The following is a 13,751-nucleotide window of genomic DNA, read 5'->3' as shown; positions in this document are numbered from 1 at the left end:
AACAAAAGATTATGAAATTCGATTCAAATATTATAGATTACTCTCGCTTACAATGAAGTAAGCTTATAAATATAAAGGAATAAGATGACTTACAAGCACCTATTTATAACTTTTCTATTCGTTGTATTACTCTCGGGCTGTAGCAACATGCTAGACCCTTTTGCTAAAGATGGCTTTGGCCACCACAAAGTAATAATCCCCCCCATCGTAGACCCTATCATTGTCAGCGAGTACACAGGAGAATTAAACGAAATAAATTTTTGTCAAAGCCACCATGTTCCAGGACTCACACCACTGGATATCAAATTTGACTGTCAACTCAGCCCAATCGATATTGCGAAATACAAAGAAGGCTTTAGCAAAAATCACCCTCGCCTAATGGAACAAATTAACAGCTCGCTACTTGCGCCCTTTTTCTTTAATGATATGCCGCTGTGTTTGTCGGTGGTGGAGAAATCGAGTCAATTTTTACGCTACCATTCAATCAAACCTTGCGCTCACTTGGTCATTCCTCATCTCGAATATGCTCCACTGCGCCAAGCAAGTATTGACTCAGGGTTTAATGAAGATACGTTATTTAATATCAACATCTTTGATAATTTTTATCCCACCCTCTTTCATGAACTGCATCACGCGAAAACATTACCCTACCGATTAACATCAAGGGGGAATATAGATGATGAGCACACAATCAACGAATTCCAATCATACCTTATCGAATCTATAACAGAAAGCATACTAACCGACGTGACTATTGGATCGCCAACAAAAAGAAATCTTACGCTCAGTGAGGACTCTATACGAATTCAAAAAAAAGTATGGGCAGGCTGCCAGTCCCCTATTGTTTTTAAACAAATGAAGCAAAGGAGCCCAGCAACACCATCGACATTTCGCTCTGTTACAGGGGCTACGCTTCAAGAGAGCCACCGCAGAGCCTTATCGCCAGCCTTAAACATGTACCACTTTTATGTATTATGGGAACTTAATAAACCCATGAATACCTTGGCGGAATTATTTAGTTCGATCCCCGAATGCAATCCAAACCAGCTAGTTGATGCTTTTGCGATCAAATTACAATTACTCGATTTCGACTTTTCACAAATACCGTCACCAACTCATAACACAACAATAAATGAATTTTATACCTTTATTGACCAGATTAAACGAGGGAGCATCGAATACAACCGTGCTTTTTCTTACTGCGAAACACTTGATTATTCACCTCAATTAGCCAAAGCGTGCACCGGGTTTATCATTGATTACCTGACCTTATACCAACATCAAGTTGCCCAATCGCACCTTAGCTTACCGAGTCAGTTACCCTCTAGCGCGACGGGATTTTCAAAGCGATATCGAGCATTACAACAAGATATTACTTTGTTAGCACAACAAAAAAATAATCACTTGAATAAAGACACTCGGCACAAGCCCAATCCCCGCTATATCTTAAATAACGAAGGTAGGTTCATTAATCAACGTCAGTGGCTAGCAGACAGTGGTGCAAGTCAAAATGTTTGGCCTTTAGCACAACAATCGTGCCGATTAACGGGTTCACAGCAAGTTGCTACGTTAGCGCGTACCCACAAGACACTGATTCGTTGTAACCAGCATAGTGAGTTAGGGGTTCTCTGGGCAAAAGACAAACAGCAAGAAAAAGTCGTTGCTATGCCAAGTTTGTATCAACAACACGCCATTTTAAGCCACCACAATGAGCCTTTAGCTGAGCCCGACATCAGTGTGCCATTTTTCTTTAGTGATGGTTTTCCCGTATTCCAGCAACTTGATAATGGCGTACGCTTGAATCTGTGCCTTGATAGCGGTAGTCGAGATTCTTATATCACCAGGCGCTACCGTGAGCGATATGGCATAACACCACAAGATCTTAGTCGGTTGTTGAGCAAAGGGGAAAACGATCAACACCAAGGTCAATATAAGATGCCATTGATGGTTTCGGATAAGCCAATTGAAGTCGCTTTATTGCCTCATGACGGTTTTATGCAATGTGACCTGATCTTGGGCAGTGATTTTGCGGGGTTATACAGCGCAATTCAATTTAAAGATAAATCTATCAGGTTATGGCTATAACCCAAACATAATGTAGCCTAACAATGGTTAGGCTACATCGTATATGTTATTTCACTATTTAATTAACGGCCGCTGAGCACGTTCAATCACACTTGGCGGCATCAGCTGAGCCAGTTTGGTTAATAGCTCAGTGACATATTGCTTTTTCTCATCATCAGCAATAATTGAATTATATAACCAGTGATAAGCACGCTCATAATCAACTGGGCTACCCTGCTCATCGGCTAAAATTTCCACCAAGCGTATTTGCGCTTTCAAATTACCCAAGCTCGCCGCTTCGGTTAAATAATAGAGTGCGCGCTTGGTGTTTGGCTGAAAAAACTTACCAATATGGTAATAACGGCCAAGTTGTTCAATCGCTTCAACGAGTCCCTGATGAGCACTTTGCTCCATCATATACACGCCATACTTTTCATCACGCTTCACACACACACCATAAGCTAACATGTCACCATAAAGAAACTGGTAGCTTGGCAGCTGTACGATTTCAGCACGGGCTTTAATATCTTCCACCAGCTGACAATCATCCGCACGAACTCGCTGTAAATGAGTATTTTCAGCAATCAGCGCTAACAGCTCACGCTGGGAATACAGCTGGATCACGCCATCTTCATTAGGTGCAAACGCCTCACTCGGCTTACAAAAAAGCAACACCAAAGCGGTTATCGCAACATATATTTTATTATGGATCATTGTTTATACCTTATCGACACCTTACCTATGAATGACATAGACTTAACTTAATCTATCGGCAGCACGCGCTATGCCTTTAATTCTACCTTTTAATCTAGCCTTTAACCTTAAAACCATTACAATAGCCCCGCTTTTATAAAAACGACAGAGAACCTTATGACATTTGTGTACAACCCACCAGTAAGCCCTTGGCTTGATATTATCTATCAAGACGATGACATTGCGGTTCTCAATAAACCAAGTGGCCTATTGTCGGTGCCTGGCCGTCAACTAATCCATCGTGATAGCCTAACATTACGCTTAATGCGCGTCTTGCCAACAGCACTTGTGGTGCATCGTCTCGACATGGACACCTCAGGGCTGATGTTGTTTGCATTAAATAAAGCGGCACAAAGTCATATTTCTCGTCAGTTTCAACAGCGCACCACGGAAAAGAAATACCTAGCCAGAGTGCTAGGCCACCCAGAACAGAGCAGTGGCAGTGTCGATTTACCGTTAATTTGTGATTGGCCAAACCGCCCATTACAAATGGTCGATCATGAGAATGGCAAGCCCTCATTAACACATTGGCAAATACTGTCAAAAGAAGAAAACTCAACCCTAGTCGAGTTAACGCCTGTCACCGGACGCTCGCATCAGCTACGTGTACATATGCAACAAATAGGCCATCCAATTCTTGGCGATGACTTCTATGGCCGTCCTGACGCACTGCCAATGTCACCACGATTAGACTTGCATGCACTAACACTGACCATCGAGCATCCAAGTACTGAGGAACGCATCACGTTTACCGCGCCGAGCCCTTTTGAGCCAAGGGTTTCGTTAACTTAACATTGTCACCCATCAATTATCTTCACTGACATTCCAGTGCATTGGAATATAAATTGCTTTAAGCTTTTATAAAAACAGATAACGATTGATGGTGATTAGTTTGGGTAGTAACGCGATGTGGAAGTTAAGTAAGTTTGTGGCTGTTTGCGCAATGCTAACGCTATCAACCTGCGGCTTTGCTCAAGAGGAAGAACAGGCACAAGCGAAAAAATCAGTCAGTGAGCAACTACTAGCACAACACTTCCCACCCGCTGAAGTAAAATGGTTTGACAGTGCTAGCGGCAAGTTTTTAGTTCTTCAGCGCGACTACATGGCAGCAACTCGCCACGGCGTTGCCATCATTTTAAGCGATATGACAACCCCGCTTAACAATCCTGAGTTAATTGAGAATTTACGTACAGGGCTAACAGAAAAAGGCTGGATGACCTTATCAATTATGCCGCCCAGTGCTCATTTACTAAATGAAGTTTCCCCCTCATCAGAAGAGACAGGAGCCAATGCGGCAGAAGCGGCCTCTGATCCTCAAGCCAATTCAAGTGAGACCAACAACCCTTACACCCTAGAACTGATTAGCCGCCTTAATTCCGCGTTAAACACCGCAGGGCAAATATCAAAACACTCCGTACTGATTATTCAAGGCCGTCAAATCGCTTACTTAACAAAAGCACTAAGCAGTAAACACCTTCGCCCACCAAGTGGTATTGTTATACTTGATGCGCATGTAGCTTTCGCAACATTGACCAATGATGAGCTAGCAACAACACAACAAAAATTAGCCAACCAAATCACCAAACTTAATATTCCCGTGCTGGATGTTTATCAAATTGAGCGGCCTACAACTCTTGAAACAATGAGACAACGCAAGCTATTTAGTAATAAAAACCGTCATCCAGACTACCGACAAACAGAATTAGTCAGCTCACACAACGACGAGCTATTAGTGAAAACGCTTTACGGCTGGTTTCGTCATTTGGGGCTGAATTAGGAAAGAAGTTCCGGTTGGCGGCACGCCTTAAAATTTATTATTTATTGACGCACTCACCAACGACGTCTTCAAGACTCACACTCGCAATCACATTTTTTCCGCTCCCAACCAACACATACAGCACTAAAGAATGCTCAGTAAAAATAATGTTAACCACGAGATACCTGATATTTTTTTGATGGTCTAAACACTCGAAATTTGGTTGTTCACCCCGAGTGTCCACACCGAACAGTTCGGACACTCGCGGACAGTAAATAGTGTCCGAACGGACACTTCTCTTTTAACAACCTCTAAAGAACAACGAACTAAACAACTTAAATACAACAACTTACAACAAATTAATATTTTGGCATGCTAGCTGCAGCCACTGGTTAGTAAACAACAATAATGAGCAACGACGATGATTAATGGAACAAGTGGACAGGATGAAGCAATTGAGATCACCACAACACAACGCTGGAAAAAGTATGCGCTAATTTTACCTTTCGCCTGTTTACTTATCTGGTTCAGCCAACCAACATTAAGTCAGTGGGTTAATGGTGTATCAGCGTTTGATAACCAATCATTACTAACGGCAAGCGTGACCAAAGGCACCCTAATTCGCGATATCGCCGTATCAGGAAAGTTGGTTGCCGCTAACGCGCCTCAAGTTTATAGTTCAGAGCCGGGACAAATCACCATGCATGCTAAACCCGGAGACAATGTCTTAGCGGGTGATATTATTGCGACCTTAGCTAGCCCAGAATTAAGCTCACTCCTTGCCCAAGAACAATCAACTCTAGCGAGATTAAAAATAGAAGCCAGCCGTGGCGCACTTCAAGATAGCGAAGCCCAATTAGATCTTGAAAGAGGCTTAGATACTGCTCAGTTAAGACTCAATGCCAGTATTAGAGAATTAAAACGTGCAGAACTGTCTTTTAAGCAACAAGTGATCAGTGAAATTGATTTAGTGACGACCCAAGATGAAAAGACCGAGGCAAAGCTCTACTATCAACATGCTAAAAAGCGCGTTGAGCTCGCTAAAAAACGCTTAGAATTTGAGAACAAAACCCGTCAATTTTCAGTAAATAACCAACAACTGATCGTTAAAGAGCTAGAACGCAGACAGCAACAACTGAATATACGCGCTCCCGTGACTGGCATTGTCGGCAATTGGTTAGTGCAACAAAAAGAAAGAGTGTCAGACGCTCACCCGATTATGACCGTGGTCGATTTAAGCCAGTACGAAGCTGAACTCAATGTGCCAGAGTTTTATGCTGACGACCTTGGTCTTGGCTTAATCGTTAACATGAAGATAGCAGGGAAAGAGCTAGTAGGAAAAGTCATTTCCGTCTCGCCAGAGATAAAGAACAACCAAGTCATGGTTCGTGTGTCAGTTAATGCCAATGACGCCAAAACCCTACGCCAAAATCAACGCATGAACGCAAGAATCGAATTTGAGAAAAAAGAGAATGTGTTAATGGTCAAACGAGGTGCATTTTTAAAATCATCAGCAGGTCAGGCAGCCTATGTCATTAACGAAGATAAGGCATTGCGCACACCAATCAGCACAGGCTCTCAAAGTGTTGAATACATAGAAATAACTGGCGGTTTAAATGTTGGAGATAAAATTATCATCTCCGATTATAGCGATTTCAACTTAGCCTCAACAATTAAATTAAACAACTAATCTATGTGGCTTAGTCCGCGCTAAGCCACAACCTTTATTAGGAATAAACAACTATGTTACACATGAAAAAAATCAGCCGAATTTACCGCAGTGACACCATTAAAACTCATGCCCTACGCGATTTTAGTTTAGAGGTAAACGCAGGAGAGTTTGTCGCTGTGACAGGTCCCTCAGGCTCGGGTAAATCAACCTTTTTAAATGTCGCTGGGTTACTCGATAATTTTGACCAAGGCAGTTACGAACTTGATGGCGTAAACATTCAAGGGCTTAGCGATAACGAGCTATCGAGACTGCGTAACGAGAAAATTGGCTTTATTTTTCAAAACTACAACCTGATACCCGACTTCAGCTTATTTGATAACATTGATATGCCGCTGCGCTACCGTGGGTTTAATGCCGCTGAGCGCAAACGCCGTATCGAACAATCCCTTGAACAAGTTGGTTTAGCCAGTCGTGCTAACTATTTACCAAGCCAATTATCTGGAGGTCAACAACAGCGTGTCGCTATTGCCAGAGCATTAGCAGGCGAACCAAAGATATTATTAGCCGATGAGCCCACTGGTAACCTTGACTCCCTAATGGCAAGACAAGTGATGGACTTACTGCATACTTTAAATCAACAAGGCAGTACGATCGTGATGGTAACTCACGACCCAGATCAAGCCCGCGCCGTTGGCCGTAATGTGCAAGTCATTGATGGACAAATCACCGATCACAGTATCTATGCACCCACCATGGATAATGCACCGATTGAAGTGAGTGCATAAGGAAACTATCATGGAAATGTTTTTATATTATCTTAGATTAAGCCTGAGAAACTTAAAAAGAAATAGCCTGTTCTTCACGTTAATGATCACAACATTAGCCATTGGCGTCGGTGTATTACTCGCTAATTTAGCAATTATTAAATCAATGGCCAGTGATCCTATCCCTCATAAAAGTAGCGTTATTTTTAACGTTAGCCTCAGCACATGGACAAATAATGATCCTAGCAGATCGGAACCGTTGAACGTGATGCGCTATCGCGATGCAATGCATATATTAAATAATGACATTGCTAGCCAGACCATGGCACATTACCAATCTCAAGTGTATACGCGTGCAACAGAGGCCAAAAACTTAACTCGCTATCAAGCAAAAGTGCGCGCAACTACATCGGGGTTCTTTGAATTAACAGACACTCCATTCGCTTATGGCTCACATTGGACAAGTGACAATGCCAGCCAAGTTGTTATTGGTCACGTGCTTAATCAGCAATTATTTGGTGGGGGTAACAACCTTGGCAAAACCATTGATGTTAATGACCAGCCGCTGACTATCGTCGGTATCTTACAACCTTGGCACCTTAAGCCTCTTTTTTACCACGCAGATGGTAACCAAGCCTTTAATTTAACTGATGATATCTATGCGCCATTAGAGACAGCGTTAACTAACGAATGGGGAATTACGGTTCGTACAACATCAACACAAGCGTTTAGCTCGCCATCAGACACGCGAGAGAAAAATGTATTCTACTTACAAGCCTTCGTACAGCTTGATACCCCACAACAAAAAGCCAGCTTTCAAAACTATTTAGATAGCTATAGCCAAGCATTAAAAGACGCGGGAGAACACCCTTTAGCCATTAATAATCGTCTGTTAGATGTTAACCAATGGCTAGCACACAATAACGTGGTCGATGAAAGCATGTTAGCGTTTGGCCTTGCCACTTTATTATTCCTTGCCGTGTGTATTTTTAATGCCAGTAGTTTATTACTTGCTCGCTATCATGCAGCGCGCTTTGAAACCGGATTGCGCCGTGCCGTCGGGGCCAGTAAAACAGATATATTCTATCAAGGTTTTGTCGAAAGTAGCTTGATTGGCCTGTGTTGCTCAGCTCTTGCTTTATTCTTTGGCTGGGTATTCCTTCAGCTATCATTGAGCTTATTTCCTAAGCTTGAAAACATGAGTGATATCAACGCTGAGCTGATTGTAATAGGTGTTGCGATTGCATTATTCACATCGTTTATCAGTATGCTTTACCCGCTTATTCGCGCTTGTCGCAATGAACTATCAACCACACTAAAATAAGGCTATCCAATGAATATCAAAGCATTATTAAAATCACTGCGCCTTAGAAAGTTCGCAACAACGCTATTGTTATTGCAACTGAGCTTAACCATCGGGCTAATGGTCAATACGGTTATTTTAACCAACAGCGCTCAGGAAAAGTTAAAGACCCCCCTTGGTTTTAATGTTGATAATTTAATTGCCGTAGAGCTGACACCAACCTCTGCACAATTTAGAGACCCAAGCTATTTCCAATCGATTACACAGCAGGATATAGCTAAAATTACCGCATTAGATGGCGTTATTAGTGCCGCTTATTATAACCAGCTGCCAATCCAAAACGGTGGCTGGAATGGTAATGTACAAGCAGCCGATTTACCTGACGATGCTATCACCAGCCAAGATTTAGCGTATGTTCCTCACTTTTTTTCAAGCGAAATTGGGCTTAAAAACTTAGGGGTAGAGATTATTGAAGGTCGCGGTTTGACCTCAGAAGATGACTTTACTAACGACTATTACAACCCCAAAGAAGGTCAAGAGATTGAACGTCAAATCATTGTGTCAGAATCCTTGGCTAAGCGCGTATTTCCCAATAAACCAGCGCTGGGTGAATTAACCAATAATGGGCGAGTAGTGGGTATTTATAAAGACTTTATTGTTAACCCAAATCAACCGAGAGATATTAAATATTTTGCGCTCTTTGGTAACTTTATGTATTCCCAATCCGATTTTGGCCAACGCTATATTGTGCAAGTTGAACCGGGACAATTGGCACAAGTACAAGAAAAGTTAAGAGACACCATTTTATCTGTTCACCCAGAACGAGATATCACTAGAATTCAAAGTATGCCTGAACGATTAACCCACTTCTTTAGTGAAGAGACTGGGCTAGCGAGCTTATTTGCCGTGTTATCTTTTTTAATGGTTGGGGTGACTGTGGTCAGTAGTTTTGCTCATGCACACTTTCATGTCACTCAACAACGTAAATATATTGGCATTCGCCGTGCGTTAGGTGCTCGAAAAAAAGATATTATGTTATATGTATTTAGCGAAAATTGGTTAATGAGTTTAATCGCGAGTATCATAGGTATTTTTGCCGTGATCGGACTTAATATCATGCTGAGTCAGGTCATTGAAATCGATAAGCCTGACGTTATGTTATATTGCCTTGCCGTTTTAACGATATTTCTCGCCGGCACATTAGCCACATGGCTGCCAGCATTTAAAACGACAAAAATATCACCGGTCACAGCAACCAGAACACTTTAAGGACAGAGCATGCAGCGAGTTTTAATCATTGATGATAATCCAGATATCATTGACGCCCTGGATTTATTATTAAGCCTGCATGATTATCAAGTAAGCACCGCTAATACAGTCAAAGAGGCAGTATTAGCGGTGAGTAATCAACAGATCGACTTGATTATTCAGGACATGAATTTCAGTCAAGGAACGACCTCGGGCGCTGAGGGCAAGGATCTTTTTTATCAATTAAAAGAGCTGTCACCCAACACGCCTATCATAATTATTACTGCATGGAGTCAATTAGAAACGGCCATAGAGCTCGTCAAAGCGGGCGCTGCAGATTATTTACCCAAACCGTGGGATGATCGGAGATTGCTCGATATCATCGCCAATCACATTAGTCAGTCAGTCAATAGTCAATCCCCCCCTCAAAGCAATCTCATTTATCAAAGCGATGCAATGACTCAGCTTGTTGCAATGGCCAAAAAAGTAGCGCCTTCTGATATTAGCGTACTAATCACAGGGGCTAATGGTTGCGGTAAAGAGCGTGTGGCTGATTTTATTCACCAGCACTCGTCACGGGCAACACAGCCTTTTTTAAAAGTGAATATGGGGGCTCTGCCCAGCGAACTCATTGAATCAGAACTGTTCGGTGTTGAAAAAGGCGCTTTTACTGGGGCTAACACCAGCCGAGCAGGCCGCTTTGAAGCCGCAAATGGCGGCACTATTTTTCTTGATGAAATTGGTAATTTATCGCTATCGGGGCAAATGAAGTTATTGCGGGTATTACAAACAGGGCAATTTGAGCGAGTCGGCTCCACCGAAACAATCAATGTCGATGTGCGTATTATTAGCGCCACTAATGCCGAACTGAGCCAAGCCATTATGCAAGGAGAGTTTAGAGAAGACCTCTTTTATCGCCTAAATGTGGTTGAGCTAAACCTTAAGCCACTCGTGCAACGTAAAGATGATATTTTACCCCTCACCTACTATTTTATTGGTGATGACTATCAATTATCACCACAAGCTCAAGTCTTTTTGCTCGCGCATACTTGGCCAGGCAACGTGCGCGAACTAGAAAACATGTGTAAGCGTGCCAAAGTGTTCTCAGAGAGTGAGCTTCTGCGCCCAGAAGATTTTAGCCCGCATGCAAACGCGCCAGCGATACCAAGTGCACACACAACGAGGCTGGCTGAGCTTGATGAAGCAAGTCATTTACAAAGTGTACTTGATAATCATCAATGGATAATCTCACGGGCAGCCAGCGAACTAGGTATAAGCCGACAAGCACTATACCGCCGCATTGAAAAACACCAACTGATGCAAAAGGGTTAGGTATGAAGTCAACACTCTTTTTAGTCTTTACCCATGGTGTATTCTTAGGGCTAAGTTATTTCTTTATGCTCGACTACCCCATCGCCATCATCGCATTACTGTTGATCACCGCTTATGTCACTTTCAAGGTTATCACCAAGAAAGACAGTGATTACCAGCACAGTCTAAACAGCTTAATCCATGGCCTACAGAGTTTAAGGGATAACGACTTTTCGGTCAGTTTAAATGAAAAAGATTCAAAGCATGCAGCGATCTTTCATGCCTTTAACCAAACCAGCGAAAAGTTACGCAACGAAAGACAACACCTTTATCAGCGCGAGATGTTACTTGATAAGGTGTTAAACGCATCGCCTATGGTCACCATTTTAGTCGACCAACGTGGCAAAGTAATTTTCACCAATACCGCCGCCCAACAAACCTTTAATACTAAAGACAGTATTCTGGGGATGGACTGGCAGTTGCTAGTCAGTTCGTTAGCTCCTGAGTTCCAAAGCGCGCTTAATAGTCAGGGCGAGTCGATTTTTACCCTCACCGATAAAAGTAATCAGCAACAAGCTTGGCACGTCACTTCATCACACGTTCAAATACATCAGGCGAGCCACCAACTCTATATCTTAAAAACCATTACCCAAGAGCTGTCCAAGCAAGAAGTTGAAACGTGGAAAAAAGTCATCAGCGTCATCAGTCACGAGTTAAATAACTCAATCGCACCAATCAGCTCAATGTGTCACAGTGGTGAGTTACTAGCTAAAAATCTCAATGAGCCGCGCTTAAATCGCGTCTTTAATACAATCAGCGGCCGAGTTAACCACCTGAATGACTTCATCAAAGGTTATGCCAGCTTGACCAAGGTTAAATTACCGCAAAAATCCTTAGTAGATTGGCCTCGCCTATTAGAGCAACTCCAAGCGTTTTATCCTTTTACATTACAATCAACACTGCCGACAACAGGCGTACAAGCCGATGTCGCTCAGCTAGAGCAAGTATTGATTAATATCTTAAAGAACGCGCATGAGGCGGATCCCGTGGGCCCAATAACACTATCAATCAACCAACAACATCAACGAGTCGAGATTGAAATTAGTGATAATGGCAGTGGTATGTCACAAGAAGTGATTCAAAATGCCCTATTGCCTTTTTACTCAACCAAGCATTCAGGCACTGGATTAGGCCTCGCTCTCTGTCGAGAAATTATTGAGGCGCACCAAGGCAAGCTAATTTTTAATAATAAAGCGCATGGCGGTTTAAGCGTCTTGGTTGTATTACCCTCTGGGCATTAAGCTAGTAATGATTAATTGCCGCTTCAGTATGTTGTAAGGAGAAGAGCGCCAACTTAAAAAGAGTGAGTATAGGTACAAATTATAAAGATACTGACGTGATTAAGTATCGCCAAGGCATATCATTTCTTTATGGCAGGCGATGTTTGATTAAAAACACGTAATTTATCGCTATGCTGTTTCTATTGACTTCAAAGTTCAAACTCATTAATGTTAGCCTTTACTTATATAATAAATAAGCATTTATAATCAAGTTCTTATAAAGAACGGTAATTCACCAGTACAAAATAATCCTTAGCTCGAAATTTACAATGAATCGTATCAAGATTGCATTGTTGTCAATAATGCGGGCTTAATTGGATTAAAAAACGCTATAGATAGAGCCTTGGGTGAAGGGAATTATCAATGACCAGAAAGTTTGGACTCTGACTTTCTATCGATACGTGTTGCTGAGGTAAAGCCTCATAAAGAGGAAGTGCCTAAATCAGATAAATTAATAGGCTTGGCTGTAATATCAGTTTTTTCTCTGGGGGCTGGCTTTACCCATTTTTGCCATTTCTCAACTTTGGCAATTGTATCAGTAGCACATCATATGTTAACTATACCGTAGGTTGAATTTTGAATAAAAAAGAAAAGAACTATTTGGTTGTCGTCTGTATCGCTTTACTAATGGTTGGTGTGTTTGCAGTGTCTAAGTTTAACGACTCTGTTATGAATGAAGAAATAGCCGTTAAGCCTCAAACGGCAACGGAGTTGTCAGAGAAAAATATTACCACTAAGCAAGAAACAAACCACTCAACAACGATAAAAGAGCCATCAAAGCCTATTGATATAGTAGAAAATATCAATGAAGTCGCTAGTGAAGAAACCAGAAAAGTATTAAGTATTAGCGAAATATATGAACAAGAAAACGTTGATTACGAATGGAGTTCTCAACGTGAGCATAATGTTCGTAATTTACTTGATGTATTTCTTTATGAAGAAAGCGCTTTAATTGAAAGCCTTGAATGTAAGAGTACACTTTGTAAATTGCAAATTAGCTCAGACGAAGCATCAAATTTTAATGTTGTTATCGCCACAACATTGCACAAAATAGAGAACGCTGAATGGCAAAAAGAGGGGTCAGTCAAACTCCATCGATTACGAAATGATGAAGGCAATTTTTTTACTGAAATATACATTAGTAGATACAGATAATCATCACATTTTAGTAGCATCTAAGGGTCAGACAAGAATTAACCACCAAAGAAAGTTAGTTAGTTATTAATAAAAAGACGCATGCCCGCTTCAGTATGTTGTAAGGAGAAGAGCGCCAACTTAATAGTGACGCCGCACTATTAAGTTGACGATGTTAATTAGATAGTTGTATCTAGAAACTCCACTATTTTATTTCCCGCCAGTTGATACTGCTGCTCAGTCCAGAGGTGCCCAGCACCTGCAAATACTTCAACATTAAAATCAAGCGCCAGTTTAGACAACTCTGCCACTACCGTATCCGCTGATTCGGTAACCCTCCCCTAAAATAATCGAAGTCAAACGTAGAATTTTCTCGTATGCTAACTGCAAGGAGATTCACATGAAA

At 41.7% G+C, this 13,751-nt stretch carries 12 protein-coding genes; 10 read left to right on the top strand and 2 right to left on the bottom strand.

From position 1 onward, the window contains the following. Window positions 1–84: 84 nt before the first annotated feature. Complete coding sequence (locus tag Q8W26_RS09040) at window positions 85–2,085, top strand: hypothetical protein (RefSeq protein WP_101215794.1); 2,001 nt, start codon at window positions 85–87, stop codon at window positions 2,083–2,085. A 54-nt stretch (window positions 2,086–2,139) separates the two neighbouring features. Here the strand turns inward: Q8W26_RS09040 and Q8W26_RS09035 are convergent, their stop codons facing one another. Further along, window positions 2,140–2,778: a tetratricopeptide repeat protein gene (locus tag Q8W26_RS09035; RefSeq protein ID WP_153071540.1), complete on the bottom strand. Its 639-nt coding sequence runs from the start codon at window positions 2,776–2,778 to the stop codon at window positions 2,140–2,142. 156 nt (window positions 2,779–2,934) lie between these two features. Between Q8W26_RS09035 and Q8W26_RS09030 the strand changes: the two genes are divergently transcribed. From Q8W26_RS09030 to Q8W26_RS08990, 9 genes are all read left to right on the top strand, one after another. Beyond that, the gene (locus Q8W26_RS09030; RefSeq protein WP_101215793.1) at window positions 2,935–3,609 is read left to right on the top strand and encodes an RluA family pseudouridine synthase; all 675 of its coding nucleotides are present in this window, start codon (window positions 2,935–2,937) and stop codon (window positions 3,607–3,609) included. Between the two features lie 88 nt (window positions 3,610–3,697). After that, window positions 3,698–4,594 carry a DUF3530 family protein gene (locus Q8W26_RS09025; RefSeq protein ID WP_101215792.1) on the top strand — a complete coding sequence of 299 codons (897 nt, stop codon included), beginning with the start codon at window positions 3,698–3,700 and terminating at the stop codon, window positions 4,592–4,594. A 400-nt stretch (window positions 4,595–4,994) separates the two neighbouring features. Continuing rightward, window positions 4,995–6,263, top strand: coding sequence for an efflux RND transporter periplasmic adaptor subunit (locus Q8W26_RS09020; protein ID WP_305473140.1), 1,269 nt, complete (start codon window positions 4,995–4,997; stop codon window positions 6,261–6,263). A gap of 53 nt (window positions 6,264–6,316) precedes the next feature. Then, window positions 6,317–7,030 carry an ABC transporter ATP-binding protein gene (locus Q8W26_RS09015; RefSeq protein ID WP_305473138.1) on the top strand — a complete coding sequence of 238 codons (714 nt, stop codon included), beginning with the start codon at window positions 6,317–6,319 and terminating at the stop codon, window positions 7,028–7,030. A gap of 10 nt (window positions 7,031–7,040) precedes the next feature. Further along, a complete protein-coding gene (locus Q8W26_RS09010) occupies window positions 7,041–8,333 on the top strand; it encodes an ABC transporter permease (protein WP_305473137.1) in 1,293 nt (430 codons plus the stop codon). A gap of 9 nt (window positions 8,334–8,342) precedes the next feature. Then, window positions 8,343–9,581, top strand: a complete 1,239-nt coding sequence (locus Q8W26_RS09005; protein WP_305473135.1) for an FtsX-like permease family protein — start codon at window positions 8,343–8,345, stop codon at window positions 9,579–9,581. 9 nt (window positions 9,582–9,590) lie between these two features. Beyond that, on the top strand, window positions 9,591–10,892 hold the full coding sequence (locus Q8W26_RS09000) for a sigma-54 dependent transcriptional regulator (RefSeq protein WP_305473134.1): 1,302 nt from the start codon (window positions 9,591–9,593) through the stop codon (window positions 10,890–10,892). Between the two features lie 2 nt (window positions 10,893–10,894). After that, complete coding sequence (locus Q8W26_RS08995; RefSeq protein ID WP_305473133.1) at window positions 10,895–12,172, top strand: PAS domain-containing sensor histidine kinase; 1,278 nt, start codon at window positions 10,895–10,897, stop codon at window positions 12,170–12,172. A gap of 615 nt (window positions 12,173–12,787) precedes the next feature. Continuing rightward, entirely contained in the window at window positions 12,788–13,366 is a 579-nt protein-coding gene (locus tag Q8W26_RS08990) for a hypothetical protein (protein ID WP_305473132.1), read from the top strand. 158 nt (window positions 13,367–13,524) lie between these two features. Here Q8W26_RS08990 and Q8W26_RS08985 read toward each other — a convergent pair whose 3' ends face one another. After that, window positions 13,525–13,656 (bottom strand): hypothetical protein, encoded by a 132-nt coding sequence (locus Q8W26_RS08985; protein ID WP_305473130.1) that lies wholly within the window; start codon window positions 13,654–13,656, stop codon window positions 13,525–13,527. Between the last annotated feature and the right edge of the window lie 95 nt (window positions 13,657–13,751).

This window comes from Psychrobium sp. 1_MG-2023 (genome assembly GCF_030689115.1).
Taxonomy (GTDB): Bacteria; Pseudomonadota; Gammaproteobacteria; order Enterobacterales; family Psychrobiaceae; genus Psychrobium.
The sequence above is the reverse complement of the archived record's forward strand: the minus strand, read 5'-3'. Positions and strand labels throughout refer to the sequence as shown.